This window comes from Nocardioides sp. NBC_00368 (assembly GCF_036090055.1).
Classification (GTDB): domain Bacteria; phylum Actinomycetota; class Actinomycetes; order Propionibacteriales; family Nocardioidaceae; genus Nocardioides.
Genome location: NZ_CP107970.1, coordinates 5,491,292 through 5,511,487, shown reverse-complemented (window position 1 = coordinate 5,511,487; position 20,196 = coordinate 5,491,292). Strand labels below are relative to the sequence as shown.

General features: G+C 68.8%; 17 protein-coding genes. 5 read left to right on the top strand and 12 right to left on the bottom strand.

Going from position 1 to position 20,196, the window contains the following annotated elements; translation table 11 throughout:
* Window positions 1–31: 31 nt before the first annotated feature.
* Window positions 32–1,390 (bottom strand): endonuclease/exonuclease/phosphatase family protein, encoded by a 1,359-nt coding sequence (locus OG984_RS26355; protein WP_328529061.1) that lies wholly within the window; start codon window positions 1,388–1,390, stop codon window positions 32–34.
* A gap of 228 nt (window positions 1,391–1,618) precedes the next feature.
* On the opposite strand from OG984_RS26355, the gene OG984_RS26350 reads away from it, so the two are divergent.
* The 5 genes from OG984_RS26350 to OG984_RS26330 all read left to right on the top strand — a co-directional run bounded on the left by OG984_RS26350 (window position 1,619) and on the right by OG984_RS26330 (window position 5,679).
* Window positions 1,619–2,947: a magnesium transporter MgtE N-terminal domain-containing protein gene (locus OG984_RS26350; protein ID WP_328529060.1), complete on the top strand. Its 1,329-nt coding sequence runs from the start codon at window positions 1,619–1,621 to the stop codon at window positions 2,945–2,947.
* A complete protein-coding gene (locus OG984_RS26345) occupies window positions 2,940–3,488 on the top strand; it encodes a DUF1003 domain-containing protein (protein WP_328529059.1) in 549 nt (182 codons plus the stop codon). Before OG984_RS26350 ends, OG984_RS26345 begins: the two co-directional genes overlap by 8 nt.
* A gap of 11 nt (window positions 3,489–3,499) precedes the next feature.
* Complete coding sequence (locus OG984_RS26340; RefSeq protein ID WP_328529058.1) at window positions 3,500–4,645, top strand: Mrp/NBP35 family ATP-binding protein; 1,146 nt, start codon at window positions 3,500–3,502, stop codon at window positions 4,643–4,645.
* A 17-nt stretch (window positions 4,646–4,662) separates the two neighbouring features.
* Window positions 4,663–4,992, top strand: coding sequence for a sec-independent translocase (locus OG984_RS26335; RefSeq protein WP_008364136.1), 330 nt, complete (start codon window positions 4,663–4,665; stop codon window positions 4,990–4,992).
* Between the two features lie 210 nt (window positions 4,993–5,202).
* Entirely contained in the window at window positions 5,203–5,679 is a 477-nt protein-coding gene (locus tag OG984_RS26330) for an Rv3235 family protein (RefSeq protein ID WP_328529057.1), read from the top strand.
* An 82-nt stretch (window positions 5,680–5,761) separates the two neighbouring features.
* On the opposite strand, the gene secA is transcribed toward OG984_RS26330, so the two are convergent.
* The 11 genes from secA to OG984_RS26275 all read right to left on the bottom strand — a co-directional run bounded on the left by secA (window position 5,762) and on the right by OG984_RS26275 (window position 20,146).
* Window positions 5,762–8,659 (bottom strand): preprotein translocase subunit SecA, encoded by a 2,898-nt coding sequence (gene secA / locus OG984_RS26325; RefSeq protein WP_328529056.1) that lies wholly within the window; start codon window positions 8,657–8,659, stop codon window positions 5,762–5,764.
* Window positions 8,660–8,725: 66 nt separating this feature from the next.
* Window positions 8,726–9,937, bottom strand: a complete 1,212-nt coding sequence (locus OG984_RS26320; protein WP_328529055.1) for a winged helix-turn-helix domain-containing protein — start codon at window positions 9,935–9,937, stop codon at window positions 8,726–8,728.
* A 67-nt stretch (window positions 9,938–10,004) separates the two neighbouring features.
* Window positions 10,005–10,475 carry a hemerythrin domain-containing protein gene (locus OG984_RS26315; protein ID WP_328529054.1) on the bottom strand — a complete coding sequence of 157 codons (471 nt, stop codon included), beginning with the start codon at window positions 10,473–10,475 and terminating at the stop codon, window positions 10,005–10,007.
* Between the two features lie 107 nt (window positions 10,476–10,582).
* On the bottom strand, window positions 10,583–11,263 hold the full coding sequence (locus tag OG984_RS26310; protein ID WP_045547972.1) for a response regulator: 681 nt from the start codon (window positions 11,261–11,263) through the stop codon (window positions 10,583–10,585).
* Between the two features lie 101 nt (window positions 11,264–11,364).
* The gene (hpf, locus tag OG984_RS26305) at window positions 11,365–12,006 is read right to left on the bottom strand and encodes a ribosome hibernation-promoting factor, HPF/YfiA family (RefSeq protein ID WP_008364127.1); all 642 of its coding nucleotides are present in this window, start codon (window positions 12,004–12,006) and stop codon (window positions 11,365–11,367) included.
* 391 nt (window positions 12,007–12,397) lie between these two features.
* A complete protein-coding gene (locus tag OG984_RS26300; protein ID WP_328529053.1) occupies window positions 12,398–13,114 on the bottom strand; it encodes a ComF family protein in 717 nt (238 codons plus the stop codon).
* Window positions 13,115–13,186: 72 nt separating this feature from the next.
* Window positions 13,187–14,905, bottom strand: coding sequence for an LpqB family beta-propeller domain-containing protein (locus tag OG984_RS26295; RefSeq protein ID WP_328529052.1), 1,719 nt, complete (start codon window positions 14,903–14,905; stop codon window positions 13,187–13,189).
* Complete coding sequence (gene mtrB / locus OG984_RS26290) at window positions 14,902–16,518, bottom strand: MtrAB system histidine kinase MtrB (protein ID WP_328529051.1); 1,617 nt, start codon at window positions 16,516–16,518, stop codon at window positions 14,902–14,904. Before mtrB ends, OG984_RS26295 begins: the two co-directional genes overlap by 4 nt.
* Complete coding sequence (mtrA, locus tag OG984_RS26285) at window positions 16,515–17,222, bottom strand: MtrAB system response regulator MtrA (protein ID WP_328529050.1); 708 nt, start codon at window positions 17,220–17,222, stop codon at window positions 16,515–16,517. Before mtrA ends, mtrB begins: the two co-directional genes overlap by 4 nt.
* A gap of 170 nt (window positions 17,223–17,392) precedes the next feature.
* Window positions 17,393–18,832, bottom strand: a complete 1,440-nt coding sequence (gene ahcY / locus OG984_RS26280; RefSeq protein ID WP_328529049.1) for an adenosylhomocysteinase — start codon at window positions 18,830–18,832, stop codon at window positions 17,393–17,395.
* Between the two features lie 9 nt (window positions 18,833–18,841).
* On the bottom strand, window positions 18,842–20,146 hold the full coding sequence (locus tag OG984_RS26275) for an MFS transporter (RefSeq protein WP_328529048.1): 1,305 nt from the start codon (window positions 20,144–20,146) through the stop codon (window positions 18,842–18,844).
* Window positions 20,147–20,196 lie beyond the last annotated feature (50 nt).

Genomic DNA, 20,196 nt, shown 5'->3' with positions numbered 1-20,196 from the left:
TGACACCCGCCACACCGCGATCCTACGATGCTCAGACCCGCCGTCCGACTGACGAGAAGAACGGCTTGAAGAGCTTGTCGTACGACGCCTTGCTGACGCTCACGTAGCCCGTCCTCTTCCCGGCTCCGGCCAGGGCGGACATCTGGGTGCTGGAGCTGAAGGCGAACGCCGGGGTGACACCCGTCCGGCTGATCAGCAGCACGGTCGCACGCAGGCCCGCACGGTCGTAGCCGCGCGGGCGCGGGACGGCCCAGCTGCCCTCGTCCACGTCCTTGCCGAGGACGCGCTGCAGCGAACGCATCTCGTCGGTCGTGGTCCGCTCCGCGGTGACGACCTGGACCCGCACCCCGCGGGACTTGGCCCGCTTCAGCGCCCGGACCACCCTGCCGTTGGTAAGGGCACGGGTGGCCAGGTGGACGACCTGGCCCCGCCGGGCACTGTTGACCGACTTCAGCACCGTACGCAGCACGCTCTGCTCCTCGGCGACACTCAGTCCGGGGTCGGTGACCACGACGCCCGGCCCGAAGCCGACCCGGGCGGACCCCTCCGTCGAGGTGACCGGAAGCGGCGAGAAGTCGACCCGGACCGCGTTGTGGTCCGACTCGAGACCGAATGCCCGCTGGTTGCCGGTGGCGAACCGCGCGATCCCACGGGCCAGCACGTAGTCGATGGTCGATGTCCGGCGGTGCGTGACCGGCGCCTGCTCGGTGACGTCGTAGGTCGGGACCAGGTGCTGCTCGGCGAAGATGTCGCGCGGGTAGCGCGAGCCGTCGTACTGCACGTTCAGATCGCCACCGACGACCACCGGGCCGCGTCGGGCGAGGGCCTTGACGAGCACGTTCAGCGCACGGGCAGAAGGACGGACCAGATCGCCGTAGTACTTCGACTTGGGCGCGAAGTGCACCGCGACCACCGACACGTTGCGGCCGGTCGCCCGGTTCTCGAGGGTGACCCAGTTGGCGTACCTGATCCCCCAGTGCAGCCGCTGGTCGGCAGGCTTGCCGCGCTTGTTGCTGATCTGGTGGATGCCCTTCGAGGCCGCAGACCACTTGTCGTTGTCCCAGGCGACCGCCGTCGCCGACCTGTAGGAGTCGCCGCCCTTGCGCCACACGCGGTAGCGCCCCGGCTCGAGATCCGCGGTCCGGCGGCCGTTCACCTCGTTGTAGGTGATGAAGTCGGGAGCGGTGCCGACGACCTTGCGTACGTCCCGCTTGAACCTCGCCGTGCCCATGCTGGCCTTGATGTTCGCCTGCACCATCCGATAGCGCGTCGGCGAGTAGGCGACAGACTCCAGCTCTGTCGGGGCCGGAGCGGTCGAGTCACGCACGGCGACGAGCGCGCCGCCGAGGATGGCGACGACGAGGCCCGACGAGAGCAGGGCCCTGGTCACCCGGGCCCCGCCAGACGCGGGATGAGGTTGTGTACGCATCCGTCAGGGCCCCTCTCAGCGGTGGCGACCGGTCACGCTGGCCACATAGACAACTTTTGTAACACAGGCCTCAGCCAGATCTGCGGTTCCGCTCCGGCGCGAGTTCGGATAGATCATCGAATTCAGGTTCCACGCCACCGCGTGAGCGCCGAAACGATCTACTGGGGAACATGTCATAACGTTGGCGGCGTGAGTAGCTCGCCCAACCGCGTCTACGCGGCACGCCTGGTCGGCCTTCCGATCTTCGACCCGCTCGGTGAGCAGGTCGGCAAGGTGCGAGATCTCGTGGTCACGGTCAGGTCGGACGCCCGGCAGCCTCGCGTCCTGGGTCTGGTCGTCGAGGTGTTCGGGCGGCGGCGCATCTTCGTGCCGATGACCCGGGTGACCAGCATCGACGCCGGCCAGATCTACACCACGGGCCTGCTCAACATGCGTCGCTTCCAGCAACGTTCCACCGAGACCCTGGTCATCGGCCAGATGTTCGACCGCCAGGTCACGATCCGCACCAGCGGCGTGTCCGGGACGGTCTACGACGTCGGCATGGAGCAGGCCCGCAACCGCGACTGGCTGCTCTCCCGGGTCGCCGTGCAGGAGCCGTCCAAGGGGCTGCGCCGCCGCGGCCAGACCCATGTGGTCGAGTGGGACGACGTGGAGGGCCTCGCCCGCCGCTCACCCACACAGGCAGCGACCCACCTGGTCCAGGCGATCCACGAGATGCGCCCGGCCGACGCGGCGACGATGATCCACGAGCTGCCACCGGAGCGTCAGCGCCAGGTCATCGCCGCTCTCGACGACGAGCGCCTCGCCGAGGTCCTCGAGGAGCTTCCCGAGGACGACCAGGTGGCGATCGTGCGGGCCCTGGACTCCGAGCGTGCCGCCGACGTCCTCGAGGAGATGTCGCCCGACGACGCCGCCGACCTCATCGCCGAACTGCCCGAGGAGACCGCCACCCTGCTGCTCGAGCTGATGCAGCCCGAGGACGCCAAGGACGTCCTGCGGCTGATGTCCTACGAGGAGGACACCGCCGGCTCGATGATGACCCCCGAGCCGGTCATCGTCGGCCCGGACGCCACGATCGCCGACGCCCTCGCGCTCATCCGCAACCCCGACCTCACCCCCGCCGAGGCTTCCGTCGTCTACGTCTGCCGCCCGCCGCTGGAGACGCCGACCGGCAAGTTCCTCGGCATCGCCCACATCCAGAGGCTGCTGCGCGAGCCACCCTCGACGCTGGTCGCGGGTGCTCTCGACGAGTCGCTGGAGCCGCTGCGACCCGAGGACAGCACCGAGCAGGTCGCGGCCCACCTGGCGACGTACAACCTGGTCGCCGCTCCCGTCGTCGACGAGAACGGCCATCTGGCCGGCGCGGTCACGGTCGACGACCTGCTCGACCACCTGCTCCCGGAGAACTGGCGTGAGAACCTCGCCCGCCAGGAGTCGGCGACCGAGCCGCGTCCCGACACCAGGCCCGATACCCGTCCCAACAAGGTGATCACCCCGGAGATGGTGCGCCGTGGCTGACACCCGCGCCGCCCGCGGCCGCCTCGACACCCCGCGCGAGCTGCGCCGCCCCCTGGTTCGGCGGCCCACCTTCCGCGCCGACGCCTTCGGCTCCTTCGCCGAGGCCTTCGCCCGCTACATGGGCACCGCCCGATTCATCGCCTGGATGACGATGGTCGTGGTCATCTGGGTCAGCTGGAACATCCTGGCTCCCCGCGAGTGGCGCTTCGACGAGTTCCCCTTCATCTTCCTGACGCTGGCGCTCAGCCTGCAGGCCTCCTACGCCGCGCCCCTGATCCTGCTCGCGCAGAACCGCCAGGAGGACCGCGACCGCGCCATCGCCGAGCAGGACCGTCGCATCGCCTCGCAGTCGAAGGCCGACATGGAGTTCCTCGCCCGCGAGACCGCGTCGCTGCGGATGGCGCTCGGCGAGGTGGCCACCCGCGACTACCTCCGCTCGGAGCTCCGCCTGCTCCTCGAGGAGCTCGACGAGCGCGACCGACACCGCGATCTGATCGACCAGACTTCGGGCGATGCGGGAGAGTCCCCACGCACGACGTAGGCTTGCATACCGTGAGTAGCCCGCTTCTCGACCGTGTCAACGCAGCTCTGGCGACCGTTCAGGACCCGGAGATCAAACGTCCTATCACCGAGCTGGGGATGGTCGACTCCGTCTCGATCGACGACGCAGGTGTCGTCAGCGTCAAGGTGCTGCTGACCGTCGCGGGCTGTCCGCTCAAGGACACGATCAACCGTGACACCACTGCGGCGCTCGAGAAGGTCGACGGCGTCACCGGCGTCGCGCTCGAGCTGGGCGTGATGACCAACGAGCAGCGCACCGAGATGCGCAACGGGCTCACCGGCGGCCAGGCGCAGCGAGAGATCCCCTTCGCCCAGCCGGGCTCGCTGACCAAGGTCTTCGCGATCGCGTCGGGCAAGGGCGGTGTCGGCAAGTCGTCGGTCACGGTCAACCTGGCCGTCGCGCTCGCCCAGCAGGGCCTCAAGGTCGGCATCGTCGACGCCGACATCTACGGCCACTCGGTGCCGGCGATGCTCGGCGTGGCCGACTCCCGGCCGACCCAGGTCGACGACCTGATCATGCCGGTCCCGACCGCCTCGGGCGTCTCGGTGATCTCCATCGGGATGCTCAAGCCGCGCCGCGACCAGGTCGTCGCCTGGCGCGGACCGATGCTCGACCGGGCCCTGGTGCAGATGCTCTCCGACGTCTACTGGGGCGACCTCGACGCGCTGCTGCTCGACCTCCCCCCGGGCACCGGCGACGTGGCGATCTCGCTCGGTCAGCACCTGCCCAACGCCGAGATCGTCGTGGTCACCACTCCGCAGGAGGCCGCCGCCGAGGTGGCCGAGCGGGCGGGCACGATGGCCGAGATGATGCACCAGCGCGTCGTCGGCGTCGTGGAGAACATGTCCTGGCTCGTCCTGCCCGACGGCTCCAAGATGGAGGTCTTCGGCTCCGGGGGCGGCCAGCGGGTCGCCGACACCCTCTCCCAGCGCTTCGGCTCGAAGGTGCCGCTGCTCGGCCAGGTGCCGCTGGAGCAGACGCTGCGCGAGGCGGGCGACGCGGGCAAGCCGATCGTCGAGGCCGACCCGACGGCGGAGTCCGCCAAGGTGCTGGCCGAGGTGGCGCGTACGATCTCGGGCCGCGGACGCGGGCTGGCGGGCATGCAGCTGGGCCTCACTCCCACCTCCAAGCTCTGACCCTGTAGGTTCGGCGCGTGTTCGGCATCGGCTTCGCGGAGCTCGCCGTCATCGTCGTGATCGCGATCCTGGTCTTCGGACCGGACAAGATCCCCGACATGGCACGGCAGATCGCCCGCCTCCTCCACCAGGTGCGCAACCTGGCCAACAACGCGCGAGACGACCTGCGCGGAGAGCTCGGGCCCGCCTATCAGGACCTGGAGCTGCGCGACCTCGACCCACGTCGCATCGTCAGCAGGCAGATCCAGGAAGCCCTCGCCGACATCGAGGAGGAAGAGGCCCGCGCCAAGGCGCCCAAGCCCCTCCTGGCCGGCGAGAAGCCGCCCTACGACGACCAGGCGACCTAGGCTTCCGCCGATCTCGTCACTTCTGTCTCCTTTCGTCACAGCAGAACCATTCCGTTACCGTCGGTTTAGAGCCGACCGATTCGGGTAAGAGGTGGTTGACTGCGAAGAAAGGAGTTTGCTCCTATGAGCGCTCTACCGTCTCGGGAACCAGATCCCGGAGAAGAGCCGAGACCGCCTCGGCCTCCGCATGAAGCAGTGCCCCTGGCCGACGTGCAAGGAACGTTGGGCTTCGAGCTCCAGCCACGCCTGGACCCGCCTCGTCCACGCGGCGACGATCCGGCGGACGACGCCGAGGACGGCGACCTCTCGCCCCCGATCCCGATCGTCCCGGCCAACGGCCATCTGCGCGGCTGGGTTCCGCAGTTCGCCCAGAAGGCCGCCGAGGTCGTCGGCGGCGACCGTCCCGCGAGCCAGCTGGTCCGCTGGACGACCAAGGAGGTCTACGCGGAGCTGAGATACCGCGCCAGCCTCACGGCGCGCTCAGGGGCGTACGACCCCGGCACCGGCCGCAACCAGCCGGTCCGCCCCCGCGTCCACCGCTGCCACGTCTACGAGGTCTCCGACGACATCGTCGAGGCCACCGTCACGATCCGCTTCGGCGCCGGTCTGCGGGCGCTCGCGGTCCGCTTCGAGCGCAACGGCGAGAACTGGATCTGCACGGTGCTCAACTTCGGGGGCTACGACTAGTCCGGAGCCGGTCCGGAAACGCGCGGAGCGCTGTACGTACCAGGTACGTACAGCGCTCCACGGGATCTCGACCGAGGCGACCTCAGCCGTTGACGCGGGTGGTGAGGCCGGTCGGACCGCCGGGGCGGCCGTGGCACTGCTTGAACTTCTTGCCCGAGCCGCAGGGGCACTGCTCGTTGCGGCCGACCTTGGCGTAGGGGTCGTCGGAGTTGGTGACGGTGCCACCCTGCGCCTCGGCCTGACCCTGCTCGTCCGGGCCGGAGAAGGCCAGGTGCTTGGGCGCGGACGGCTTCTGCAGGCCCTTCGCCGTGATCTGCGGGGCGCTGGCCGAAGCCTTGGCCGCCTCTGCCCTCAGAGCCGCGGAGATGTCCTGGAGGCCACCGGCCTGCCCGACGCCGACCGGCGGCTCGGCGAGCGCGCCCTCGTGCATCGGACCGGCGTGCCGGGTGCCGTCGGCGTGGTAGTGGAACTCCGGCTCCGCCTGCTCGACCTGGACCTCCAGGTTGAACAGGTAGCCCACCGCGGCCTCCTTGATGCCGTCCATCATCGCGGTGAACATGTCGAAGCCCTCGCGCTGGTATTCCACCAGCGGGTCACGCTGCGAGTAGGCCCGCAGCCCGATGCCCTCGCGCAGGTAGTCCATCTCGTAGAGGTGCTCGCGCCACTTGCGGTCCAGCACCGAGAGCACGACCTGGCGCTCGACCTCGCGCATGCCCTCGGAGCCGATCTCCTCCTCGCGGCGGTCGTAGGCCTCCTGGGCGTCCTTCTTGAGGAACTCGATGAGATCCTGGCGGTCGAGGTCGTCCTTGCTGCCGCCGGCCTTCGTGATCAGGTACTTCGGCTCGACCGAGACCGGCCAGATCTGCTTGAGGTCGGTCCACAGCTGGTCGAGGTCCCACTCCTCGGCGTACTCCTGGGTGGCTCCGGTGACCATGCCTTCGACGACGTCGTCGATGAAGCCCCGGATCTGCTCCTCGAGGTCGGCGCCCTCGAGCACCTCCCGGCGCTCGGCGTAGATCACCTTGCGCTGGCGGTCCATGACGTCGTCGTACTTGAGGACGTTCTTGCGGGACTCGAAGTTCTGGCCCTCGACCTGGGTCTGCGCGTTGGCGATCGACTTGGTCACCGACTTGGCCTCGATCGGCACGTCGTCGGGGATCTTCAGGGTGGTCAGGATGCGGTCGACCCACTCGCCCTTGAACAGGCGCATCAGGTCGTCCTCCAGCGACAGGTAGAAGCGGGACTCGCCCGGGTCACCCTGACGGCCGGAACGACCGCGCAGCTGGTTGTCGATACGCCGGGACTCGTGACGCTCGGTGCCGAGGACGTAGAGACCACCCAGCTTGGTGACCTCCTCGTGCTCGGCGGCGACCTGCGCCTTGAGCCGCTCGACGGTCGGCGCCCAGGCCTTCTCGTACGCCTCGGCGGTCTCGCCTGTGGGCTCCAGACCCTGCTTGCGGAGCTCCTGGTCGGCGAGGAAGTCGACGGAGCCACCGAGCATGATGTCGGTGCCTCGACCGGCCATGTTGGTGGCCACGGTGACGGCGCCCTTGTGACCGGCCAGCGCGACGATCTTCGCCTCGTCGGCGTGGTACTTCGCGTTGAGGACGGTGTGCGGGACGCCGCGCTTCTTCAGGATGTTGCCGAGGTATTCGGACTTCTCGACGGAGACGGTGCCGACCAGCACCGGCTGACCCTTCTTGTGCCGCTCGACGAGGTCGTCGGCGACGGCCTCGTACTTCGCGACCTCGGTCCGGTAGACGAGGTCGGGCTGGTCCTTGCGGATCATCGGCTTGTTGGTCGGGATCGGGACCACGCCGAGCTTGTAGATCTTGTCGAACTCCGACTCCTCGGTCATCGCCGTACCGGTCATGCCGGAGAGCTTCTCGTAGAGGCGGAAGTAGTTCTGCAGGGTGATGCTCGCGAGGGTCTGGTACTCCTCGCGGACCTTCACACCCTCCTTGGCCTCGATCGCCTGGTGCAGACCGTCGTTGTAGCGGCGGCCGGCGAGCATGCGGCCGGTGTGCTCGTCGACGATCAGGACCTCGTCGTTGGCCACGACGTACTCCTTGTCGCGGCGGAAGAGCTCCTTGGCCTTGATCGAGTTGTTCATGAACGAGATCAGCGGGGTGTTGACCGCCTCGTAGAGGTTCTCGATGCCGAGGTGGTCCTCGACCTTGGTGATGCCGCGCTCGAGAACGGCGATGGTGCGCTTCTTCTCGTCGACCTCGTAGTCGACGTCGCGGACCATGCTCTTGGCGATCGTGGCGAACTCGTCGTACCACTTCACGTCGTCCTCGGTCGGACCCGAGATGATCAGCGGCGTACGCGCCTCGTCGATGAGGATCGAGTCGACCTCGTCGACGATCGCGAAGAAGTGGCCACGCTGGACCAGATCGGCCATCGAGGAGGCCATGTTGTCGCGCAGGTAGTCGAAGCCGAGCTCGTTGTTGGTGCCGTAGGTGATGTCGCAGTTGTAGGCCTCGCGGCGCTGGGCCGGGGTCATCTGCGGCAGGATCACGCCGACAGTGAGGCCGAGGAAGCCGTAGATGCGGCCCATGACCTCGGACTGGTACTTGGCCAGGTAGTCGTTGACCGTGACGACGTGGACGCCCTTGCCGGCCAGCGCGTTGAGATAGGCCGGGAGGACCGCGGTCTGGGTCTTGCCCTCACCGGTCTTCATCTCGGCGATGTTGCCGAGGTGGAGGGCCGCGCCGCCCTGGATCTGCACGTCGTAGTGACGCTGGCCGAGAACGCGCTTGGTGACCTCACGGACGGTGGCGAACGCCTCGGCCATGATGTCGTCGAGGTCCTCGCCGTTCTCCAGGCGTTGCTTGAACTCGTCGGTCATCCCGCGCAGCTCGTCATCGCTCATCGCGACGAACTCGTCCTCGATCGCGTTGACGGCCTTCGAGATGGCCTCGAGCTCGCGAAGGATCTTGCCTTCGCCGAGGCGAAGGATCTTGTCGAGAATTGCCACGGTGGCGGGCTCCTACTAGCGGCAGACAGATAGCACGCTCACTCTACCCACCTGCCGGTCGCCTGCTCACACCAACGGCGCAAGGAGCGGCGCCAGGTCGCCCTTGGGATCGACCGCGACGACGTCCAGGCCCAGCCAACCGGCCAGCCGCTCCAGCTCGGCGGCCAGCTCCACGGCCGTCTCCACGGGGGCGTGCGGCTCGGCGAAGGCGCCCTTGACCTGGAGGATTCCGTTCTTGCGGTCGGCCTTGAGGTCGACCCGGCCGACGATGTGCTCGCCGAGGAGGAACGGGAGCACGTAGTAGCCATGGACCCGCTTCGGGGCCGGCGTGTAGATCTCGATCCGGTAGAAGAAGTCGAAGAGCGCCTCGGTGCGCTCCCGCTCCCAGACCAGCGGGTCGAACGGGCTCAGCAACGCCCGGGCGTCGATGCGGCGCGGGAGGCGGGACCCTGAGAAGAGGTACGCCTGCTTGCGGATGCCCTCGACCACCACCGGCTCCACCTCGCCGGCGTCGATGAGCTCGTTCAGTGCGCGTGTCGTGTCGTCCACGCGCATCCGGAAGTAGTCGGCGATGTCCTTGGCGGTGCCGACTCCGTGGGACCTCGCGGCGCGGCGTACGAGCTCGCGGTGAGCCTCCTCCTTCGACGGCGTCGGCGCGTCCAGGTGGACCCGCGGGATGACGCGCTCGGGCAGGTCGTAGGCGACCTCGAACTGGTCGTTGCGATGCGAGATCGCCAGCTCGCCGAACATGTAGAGGATGTCGAGGGTCTTGCGCGAGTCGGACCAGTTCCAGCCCCAGTGGTCCTTGGTCTGCGGGCCGGCGTCGTCGAGCGCCTTGGCCGCCTCGCGAGCGGTGAGCGCCCCCTGCTCGGCCACCAGCGCGAGCACCTTCTCCTTCATCCCGTCCGGCACGCTCCCCCACCACTTGGAGCCCTTCTGGGCGCGGTAGTGGTCCATCCGCCACTGCATGTGCGGCCACAGCTCGACCGGCATGAACGCCTGCACGTGGGCCCAGTACTCGACCATCCGCCGGTCGCGACGGCCCCTGCTGGCGCGGTGCAGCAGCCCGGTGTCGTACGCCCCCATCCGGCTGTAGAGCGGCATGTAGTGCGCGCGCTGCAGGACGTTGACCGAGTCGACCTGGAGGACCCCGGTGCGCTCCAGCGTGCGCTGGAACGTACGCATCGTGGGCGTGCTGTGGGGCTTGTCGGCGAAGCCCTGCGCCGCCAGCGCGATCCGGCGGGCCTGGGAGCGGCTGAGTGTCTGTGAGCGGGGCACGAGTCCGACTCTAGAGCCGGTTCCGGACAACTCCCGTCCGGAACCGGCTCCATCGCCCGACCGCGGGTCACAGCGGGCCGAAGACCTCGCCCACGTCCGCGTCCAGCTCGACGGCCTCGAGCACGCTCAACAGCTTGCGCTCCTCGAAGCGGAAGTGGGACTCCATGATCGCCGAGATGCCGTCGAGGTGCTTGCCGAGGTCCTCGGGGGTGGCGGCCCTATCGACGGCGGCCTGGAGGCCGCCGAGGAGATGGCCGATCATGGAGTGGTCCTGCTCGAGCTGGCGGATGGTCTCGCGCAGCTCGGGATGGGCTCGGGCGATCGCCGGGAACAGCGAGCGGTCCTCACCCTCGTGGTGGCCGGTCAGGGCCGTACAGAACCCGTGGCAGAACAGCAGCAGGTCGCGAGCCGCGGGTTCGGCGGGATCTCCCGCGGCGATGGCCTCCTGCGTCACTCGCAGTGCCGTGCGCAGCCGGTCGTGGACCCGCCGCATCTCATCTGCCCAGGCGATCAGCCTGGTCTTCTCGCCCTCAGTCACGTGAGGGCGAAGGGGACGACAACATCAGTCGTGCTCCTTCGTGTCCGGCGCCTCCATGCCTGACACGGTCTGTCACCGGCACGCGACGCTGGCGTCAACCTAGCAGCTCAGTCGACGTTGAGGAGCTTCTGGCGCACGGCGTACATGACCGCCTCCATGCGCGAGTGGGCCTGCAGCTTCTCCAGGATGTTGCGTACGTGGTTCTTGACGGTGTTCTCGGAGATGAACAGCCGCTTGGCGATCTCGCGGTTGTTGAGGCCCTTGGCGACCAGGCCGAGGACCTCCAGCTCGCGATCGGTGAGCTTGGGGCCGGGGACCGGGGAGCGGTCCGGCCGGGACATCTGCTTGAACTCCTCCATCAGCTTGACCGCCATGGAGGGGCTGATCAGGGACTGGCCGTCGGCGACCACGCGGATCGCCTGGGCGACCTGGTCGATCGAGGAGTCCTTGAGGAGGTAGCCCATCGCGCCGGCCTTGACCGCGTCGTAGAGGTCGGCCTCCTCGTCGGAGACGGTCAGCATGATGATGTTGGCCGAGGGGACGGCCTCCTTGATGGCGACGCAGGCCTCCAGCCCGGTCTGCTTGGGCATCCGTACGTCGAGCAGCACGACGTCGGGCGCCGAAGCCGCAGCTCGCTCGGTGCCCTCGATGCCGTTGGTCGCCTCACCGATGACCTCGATCCCGGGCTCGCTCGCCAGCAGCGCGACCAGTCCTCTTCGGAAGAGCTCCTGGTCGTCGACAACCAAGACGCGGACCGGCTCACGATCGGCACCAGATGTAGATGACACGAATGCATCATGGCACGTATCCCATGACACATGAGGGAATGGCCGGGACTCATCCATCTGAGGGATGGAAAAGTCCCGGCCGACGTGCTTGTGGGCAGCGTTCAGACGAGGTCTGCGCGGTTGAGCGCGATCACCCCGTAGTCGTATCCCCTCCGGCGGTAGACGACCGAGGGCCTCGTCGAGTCCTTGTCGATGTAGAGGTAGAAGTCGTGGCCGACCAGCTCCATCTCGTAGAGGGCCTGGTCGAGCGTCATCGGCTCCGCGGTGTGCGTCTTCTCCCGGACCACCAAGGGCCCCTCCCCCGTCACGGTGATCGGTCCGACCTGGTGCTCCCGGATCTCCTCCTCCTCGAACTGCTCCGACTCGGACGTCGTGGCCAGGCCGTCGGGCTCGATGCCCGCCAGTGCCTGTCCCACGGAAACCGGCGTACGACGGCCGCGGTGGACCCTGCGGCGGTCAGCGGCGCGGCGCATCTGGGAAGCCATCTTGTCGACAGCCAGGTCCAGCGCCCCCATCTTGTCCTCGGCACACGCCTCGGCCCGGATGACCGGACCCTTCGAGTACGCAGTGAGCTCGACGTGTACGGCGCCCTTGTGCTGGCGCGGGTTGGGCTCGTTGTCGACCTCCACGTTGATTCTGATGATCCGGTGGTCGTGCTTCTCGAGCTTCGCGAGCTTCTCTGCTACGTGAGCGCGATAGCGGTCTGAGACCTCGGCGTTGCGGGCCGTGACGACAACTTCCATGGGTACCTCCCGGTGTTTCGGGGTTGGCGGGATCCCGGATGGTCAGCGCATGTGACCTCCGGGGTACGGAGTCCGCCCGGCCGACCTGGTCTTCGACCCCACAACCGCCTGCAGAGGCTTAGCAGCTTGATGCCACTCCACCTTCTCCCTGCTGGTTCCCGTATCTGACGGGAGGGCAGGGGCAGGACTTATCTCTAAGCCGCACCGTGATCCCCTGTCTCCAGGGTTACGTGGACCGTTTCGCCTGCGACTGGCATCGGCTTGCCGCTCGGATGCCCGCAATGCGGACCTCCCTGCGACGCAACCACGGACCCAGGCGGACTCCATGTAGTGACGGTAGTTCGCCGATGTTCCCCATGAAAGGCCTTCAACAGAATTACATGGTGGTTTCCTACATTTGAACGCGAGACCGACGCTGGGTGGCCGCCACGGTCGCGATCGCCGTCACCTCCAGACCGACCGATTCCAGCGCTCGTTGAGCCTCCCGCGCGGTCGCGCCGGTGGTGATCACGTCGTCGCAGACGATGAACCTCGCCCGCGGGATCGTTCTGGCAAGTGTCCGGATGCCGGACGCCGGGCAGGTGATCGACCCGGCCAGGTTGGCCTGCCGCTGCCGTGAGTCGAGGCCGGCCTGGTCCGCGACGCCCGGTCTGGTGCGCAGCAGCCGGTGGTGGCGTACGCCGACGCCGTGCCGCCTCAGCATCGCGGCTGCCCGGCCGGTGATCGCCGAGGTGCTGTCCAGGCCGCGCTCCCGCACCGAGGCCGGCCGCGACGGCACCGGCACCAGGATCGTGGGACCCGCACCGGTCTGCGCCATCGCCTCGAGGACGGAGAGCGCGAGCAGCCCGGCCAGCGGTCGGCGCAGACCGAGGAGCTGGTGCTCCTTGAGCCCGATGACGAGCTGCTTGAGGGTGCCCTCGTAGGGCCCTGCCGCGAAAGCCGGCACGATGCCCGGCGGCGCCGGGCTCGGTGGGCTCGACCGGGCGCGGTCGGGGAGCGCGGTGCGGCAGTCGTGGCAGAGCAGGCGGCCCGGTCGTTCGCAGCCGATGCAGCGGCCGCCGACGACCAGGTCGTGCCAGGCGTCGGCGAGGTCGGCTCGAAGGCTCATGGGGCGAGTCGACCAGGGAGGCCGCCGTAGGGCAACCGGGTGCTGCGTACCTGTGGAGAAGTCTGTGGAGAATCAGCCCTGGTAGGTGACGTCGGAGATGTTCGACGGCATGCCGAGGTCGAACCGGTCGAGCGGGTCCAGCAGGGTGGTACCGGAGACGGCGTAGAGGCGGGCCGAGGCGACCGGGGAGCCGACGACGCCGGTGACCCGGTCGCTGAGCGTGTAGCGCTCACCGCTGGGCGCGCCGTCGAGCGAGACCGACTGGAAGAGCGCGGTCGAGCTGATCTGCTGCACCGCGACGATCGTGGTCGGCGAGGTCCAGGCGATGTCGGTGACCCGCATGGTCGCGGAATCCGGGTGCGGCAGCAGGACCGCCGACGTCCCGGACGTGATCTGGCCCTTGGAGGTCGCCTGCAGCCGGCTGACGACGATCCGGTCCGAGGACAGGCCGTCGATCACCGCGACGAACCGGGTGCCGTCGCGCGAGACCAGGAACCGGGTCACGTTCTCGCCGGTGACCCCAGGGATGGCGACGCGGACGCGGCGGTCGCCGTCGACGTACATCACCCGGGCGCCGGTCGAGTCCTTGTCGACCAGCCACAGCCTGCCGGCGAGGTCCCAGGAGGGCCTGAGCAGCCGAGTGCCGCGCACCGGCGCCTCGGTGATCTCGCCGTCGCTGGCCAGCTTTCCGACGAGGACGCCGGTGCGGTCGGCGGTGATCGCGGCAGCGCTCGAGTTGGAGGCGTCGACGGCGACGTCGGTCACGCCGTGCGAGTCCGCCCAGCCGCCGAGGACCGGCACCCACGGGTCGCCGTTCTCGCCGGTGCTGGTCACCAGGGCACCGTCGCGCAGCGCGTAGAGATCGACCCTGGCCGAAGTGCCGTTGGGGTCGTAGCCTCCGCCGCTGTCGACGTTGAACGTGTCCCCGTAGCCCGGCAGCACCACCGGCTCGCCGTCGATCGTGAGCCGGATGCGTTCCACGCTCGCGTCCTGGCGCAGGGTCCAGGCCAGCTGGGCGCCCATGAGCTGGAGGTCCTCGGAGCTGAAGTCGCTCAGGTCACCGGCCAGGTCGACCTCGGCGACCCCGTCGCGTACGTCCACCGAGCGCGGCTCGTCGGCCGCGGCCGGGAGCGCGCTGCGGATCACGCCTTGCTCCTCCTCCCCCGGGCCGCTCAGCAGGCTGGAGACGAGGGTCGTGGCGTACGACGCACCGCGGGGGGCGAAGATCGGCTCCGGCACCAAGGTGCGGCCGGTCGGCTCGACGTAGTAGAGACTGCTGCGGGCGAAATGGCTCAGGAACCAGTCCTCGTCGACCACCAGGGTGTTCGGGGCCGAGCTGATCCGCCATTCCCCCCTGGTCCGGGTCAGCTCGAAGTCGAGGATCGCCTGTGAGGCGCCCAGCGCACCCCTCCAAACGCCGCGCTCGTCGATCCAGCCGGCGTCCTCCAGCTCAACCGAGACCTGAGGCGAGGAGACGGCGTGGGTGCTGCGTTCGCCGTAGACCAGGGTGCGGCCGGCCGGCGCCCAGTTCATCGCTGCGTCCGTGGTGAGGTAACGGCGGGCATAAGCCGTGCTCATCGGGGTCGCCTTCATGGCGTCCAGGAACCCGTCGACGATCTCCCCCGGGGACGCTCCCTCACGTGGCGCGCCGGGGTTGTAAGGAATGAGTTCTCCCGGCGCAGCCGGCGCGGCCAGGTCGACGCGCTGCACCGGTCCGGAATCGGGCACGCTCGAGCACGCCGAGGCGAGGAGCACGACCGCGGCCAGGACGACGGCGAAGAAGGACCTCATGATGCCTCCAGGGTGTCTCGGACGTCCGCCGGGACCAGCGGGAGCGGGCTGTGTCGTAGCGCGGCCCCGGCGTAGCGCGGGAGGGTGAGCCGGAACTGTGCTCCCTGGTCCGGGCGACCCCAGGCCTGCAGCCAGCCGCCGTGGAGGTGGGCGTCCTCGAGCGAGATCGACAGGCCGAGGCCGGTGCCGCCGCTGGAGCGGTCACGGGCGGGATCGGCCCGCCAGAACCGGTTGAAGACCAGAGCGGTCTCCCCCGGGGCGAGCCCGACACCGTGGTCGCGGACGGTCAGCGCGGCCGCGTGCTCATCGCTGTCGACCCGGATGGTGACGGTCTGCCCCACGAGCGCGTGGTCGGTGGCGTTGGCCACCAGGTTGCGGACGATCCGCTCGACCCGGCGATGGTCGACCTGAGCGATGCACGGATGGTCGGGGGCGACCACCTTCAGCTCGATGTCGCGCTTGGCGGCCAGCGGCTCGTATGCCTCCACGACGGCCTGGGCCAGCGCGGTCAGGTCGGTGTCGTAGAGGTCGAGCACCGCGGCTCCGGCGTCGAAGCGGCTGATCTCGAGCAGGTCGCCCAGAAGCGTCTCGAACCGGTCCAGCTCGGTCTGCAGCAGCTCGGCCGCCCGGGCCGTCGGCGCGTCGAACGTGTCCCTGGCCTCGTGGAGGACGTCGCTGGCCATGCGGACGGTGGTCAGCGGCGTACGCAGCTCGTGGGAGACGTCCGAGCTGAACCGTCGTTGCACCCGGGAGAGGTGCTCAAGCTGCCGGATCTGGTTCTGCAGACCGCTGGCCATCTGGTTGAACGAGATCGCCAGGCCGGTGAGGTCGTCCTCGCCGCGGACGACCATCCGCTCCTCGAGGCGGCCGGCGGCGAGCCGCTCCGCGGTCCGGCGGGCGATCCGGATGGGCGTGACGACATGACGGGTCACGATCCAGCTGCCGGCGCCGATCAGCAGGATCAGGATCGCACCGGCGGCCAGCAGCCCGCGGGTGATCACGCCGAGCGTCTCCTGCTCCTGGTCCATCGGGAACAGGAAGTAGAGGTTGTAGGTGTCGTCGTGGAGCTCCAGCTGCGACCCGATCACGATGCCGGGGGTCGAGGAACGCTCGCCGTCGTCGTAGGAGATCCGGGTGTAGGTCCAGGCCGGCTCGGCGCGGATCGCCTGGAACCGGTCCTCCAGGACCCGCGGGACGCTGCGTACGTCCACACCGGGTGTCCACTCGACACCGTCGTCGCTGATCCGGCCGGAGGTCGACGTCACCGGTCCGGCCATGACCACGCCGTAGCCCCGGGAGAGGCTGCGCTGGATGATCGGGTCGCCCAGGTCGTTGCGCTGCAGCGGGGTGCCCCCGTTGGCGCCGGAGGTCTCCACGATGCTGGAGCGGGCCGCGGAGAGCTCCTCGGATGCCTCCGCCTTCGCCGCCGCGACCCGGTCCTGGACCAGCTCGTCGCCGATCTGGTCGAGCAGGATCAGCCCGACCAGGCTGACCGCGGCCGCGGTGAGCAGCACGGTGTAGACCACGACGCGGGTCTGGATCGACCGGCGCCAGGTGGTCAGGAGCTTCTTGGGCGTCCGGGCGGCTGCGCGGAGGACCTGCTGGAGTGTCACACGGGCCCTGCCTTGTAGCCGACGCCACGGACGGTGACGACGATCTCCGGGTTCTCCGGGTCGTGCTCGACCTTGGAGCGAAGTCGCTGGACGTGCACGTTGACCAGCCGGGTGTCGGCGGCGTGGCGGTAGCCCCACACCTGCTCCAGCAGCACCTCGCGGGAGAAGACCTGGTGGGGCTTGCGGGCCAGGCACTCGAGCAGGTCGAACTCCAGCGGGGTGAGCTGGATCTGCTCGCCCTCGCGGGTCACCTGGTGGCCGGCGACGTCGATGGTGAGGTCGCCGATCTCCAGGACCTCGGGCAGCGACTCGCCGTGCCTGCGCACCCGGGCCCGGATCCTGGCGATCAGCTCCTTGGGCTTGAACGGCTTCACCACGTAGTCGTCGGCCCCGGACTCCAGCCCGACGACCACGTCGACCGTGTCGCCCTTGGCGGTGAGCATGACGATCGGCACGCCCGACTCCTTGCGGATCTGCTTGCACACCTCGATGCCGTCCATGCCGGGAAGCATGAGGTCCAGCAGCACCACGTCGGGCTTGTAGTCGTGGAACGCGGGCAGCGCCAGGTCACCGCGGGCGACCAGCTGCGAGTCGAAGCCCTCCTGTCTCAGCACGATCGCCAGCATCTCGCTCAGCGAGGCATCATCATCGACGACGAGGACCTTTCCCTTGGCGGGCTGGTCGGGAGCGCTGCGATCGGCCATGTGTCCGATTCTGTCACCCAGTGCGTGCGACGCATCACATGAGCCACCCCCACAACGCGCGAGTCGGCTCGTTCTGACCCGATTCCCTGCCGAGTCGGCTCGTCATGACGAGCCGACTCGGCAGAGTTTTCGGTCAGAACGAGCCGACTCGGCCAGGGTTCAGATGGTGATCAGTAGCGGTAGTGGTCCGCCTTGTAGGGGCCCTCGACCGGGACGCCGAGGTAGTCGGCCTGAGCCTGGTTGAGCTCGGTCAGCTCGACGCCGAGGGCGTCGAGGTGCAGGCGGGCGACCTCCTCGTCGAGCGCCTTGGGCAGGACGTAGACGCCGATCGGGTAGTCGTCGGTCTTCGTGAAGAGCTCGATCTGGGCCAGCGTCTGGTTGGTGAAGGAGTTCGACATCACGAAGCTCGGGTGGCCGGTGGCGTTGCCCAGGTTGAGCAGTCGGCCCTCGGAGAGCACGATGATCTTCTTGCCGTCGGGGAAGATCCACTGGTGGACCTGCGGCTTGATCTCGTCCTTGACGATGCCCGGGATCTTCGCGAGGCCGGCCATGTCGATCTCGTTGTCGAAGTGGCCGATGTTGCCGACGATGGCCTGGTTCTTCATCTTCTCGAAGTGCTCGACGCGGATGATGTCGAAGTTGCCGGTCGTGGTGATGAAGATGTCGGCGGTCTCGATGACCGACTCGAGGCGGCGGACCTCGTAGCCGTCCATCGCAGCCTGCAGCGCGCAGATCGGGTCGATCTCGGTGACGATGACGCGAGCGCCCTGGCCGCGCAGCGACTCCGCGGAGCCCTTGCCGACGTCGCCGTAGCCACACACGACCGCGACCTTGCCGCCGATCATCACGTCGGTGGCGCGGTTGATGCCGTCGATGAGCGAGTGGCGGCAGCCGTACTTGTTGTCGAACTTCGACTTGGTGACCGAGTCGTTGACGTTGATCGCCGGGAAGAGGAGCGAGCCCTCCTTGAACCGGTCGTAGAGGCGCAGGACACCAGTGGTGGTCTCCTCGGTGACGCCCTTGATGCCGTTGGCGATGTTGGTCCAGCGCTGCGGGTCGTTCTTCAGCGACCGGTCGAGGACCCGGAGGACCTCCTTGAACTCCTCGTTGTCCGTGGGGTCCTGGCCCGGCACGGCGCCGGCCTTCTCGAACTCGACGCCCTTGTGGACGAGCAGGGTGATGTCACCGCCGTCGTCGAGGAGCATGTTGGGGCCGATCTTGTTGCCGGCCTCGTCGGTGAAGTCGAAGACCTTCTCGGCCTCGTCCCAGTACTCCGCCAGGGTCTCGCCCTTCCAGGCGAAGACCGGGGTGCCCTGGGGGTCCTCGGGGGTGCCGTCACCGACGACGACGGCCGCGGCGGCGTGGTCCTGGGTGGAGAAGATGTTGCAGGTGGCCCAGCGCACGTCGGCGCCGAGCGCGGTCAGCGTCTCGATCAGCACCCCGGTCTGGATGGTCATGTGCAGCGAGCCGGCGATGCGGGCGCCCTTGAGCGGCTGGTCCTTGCCGTAGCGCTCGCGCATGGCCATCAGGCCCGGCATCTCGTGCTCGGCGAGGGAGAGCTCCTTGCGGCCGAACTCGGCCAGGCTCAGGTCGGCAACCTTGTAGTCCATGGTTATTCCTTACCGAATGTCATGCGGGCCTGCGTCGCGCATCTGCGCACCAGCGGGATCTCCCACGCAGGGTCTTCCCAGACTACAAGCGGCCCTCTGCGTCCGCGGTAATCCTGGACAGCAAACGCCAGGCCAACATCTATGGACCAGCATCAAGTGACTCGTCACGGCACCGGCGACCAACGGCAGCCCCACCAGCGCGACGGCCACCGGGACCCCGATGACACCGGACCCGAGACCGACGAAGGCGTACGTGACCAGAGCGACGGTCTCCTCCCCCACCCCGAGCACGCTGGTGACGGTGGCCCGGGCAGGTCCCTGGATGCTGTCCTGGAGCCGGGTCTCGGCCACGATCATGGCGTTGTTGAGCAAGCCGTAGCCGAGCGCGATACCGAGGAACCCCACGTACGGGTGCATGAGCGCACCGCCGGAGATCAGCGCGGCGCCTCCCGCGACGACCGCCGCGAGCGTACGCGGCGACATCCGCGCGGTCCGTCCGGCCAGCGCCGTGCCCACCGCCTGGGCGAGCGTGGCGAGCGCGACCAGGACCGGCACGGTGGTCGCCTCTACCCCATGGGCATCGGCGACCAGCGGGAAGAACTCGTCGTACGCCGTCATCCCGACCAGCACCGACGCCACCAGCAGCGCGCGGCGTACCGAGGGTGTCCGGGAGGCCTCGGACAATCCGGCGCGGAGCATCACCAGGTACCCGACGTCCCCGCCCGAGTCGCCGCCCGAGTCGCCCTCCTGTTCGCCGACCGGGTCACGGCCACCGTGGCGCGCCGAACGGGACACCGGCAGGGTAGCGGCCAGGAGGCCCTGGAGGAGCGCCATCCCCATCGACGCCACCCCGACCAACTGGTAGCCGCCGGCGTGCAGCAGCGGCACCGCCGCCAGCTCGGCGAGCAGTGTGAACACCAGCGCCGAGGAACGCGCGTAGCCGATCAGTCGCGGATACCGGGGGCTCTCGCCACGCACCACCAGGTCGTCGTAGAGCAGCGCCTCGAAGGTCCCCGACATCAGCGCGCCGGACACACCCCACAGCACGAAGCCGAGCAGGAACCCGGCGTAGGACGGCCACCACGTCCAGGCCGCGAAGGCGGCGGCATGGATCAGCGCCGAGACCACCAGCAGCAGGCGTCGGTCGACCGTGTCGGCCCAGGCACCGGACGGCACCTCGGCGACGAAGGCCGTCACGGACCAGATCACGAAGAGCGAGGAGATCTGCCCGGCGGAGAGACCGTGCTCGGCGAAGAGCAGAGCGTAGACCGCATAGAGCGGGATCGCGTCACGCGATGCGTGGTAGGCGAGCACACGCAGCGTACGGCTGCGCTCGGAGTGGCCGTTCCCGGAGAGTTAGATCG

Coding starts and splice junctions, on each gene's coding strand:
- hpf (WP_008364127.1), bottom strand. CDS start 12,006: ATGGAAGTTGTCGTCACGGCCCGCAACGCCGAGGTCTCAGACCGCTAT.
- OG984_RS26300 (WP_328529053.1), bottom strand. CDS start 13,114: ATGAGCCTTCGAGCCGACCTCGCCGACGCCTGGCACGACCTGGTCGTC.
- OG984_RS26295 (WP_328529052.1), bottom strand. CDS start 14,905: ATGAGGTCCTTCTTCGCCGTCGTCCTGGCCGCGGTCGTGCTCCTCGCC.
- mtrA (WP_328529050.1), bottom strand. CDS start 17,222: ATGGCCGATCGCAGCGCTCCCGACCAGCCCGCCAAGGGAAAGGTCCTC.
- ahcY (WP_328529049.1), bottom strand. CDS start 18,832: ATGGACTACAAGGTTGCCGACCTGAGCCTGGCCGAGTTCGGCCGCAAG.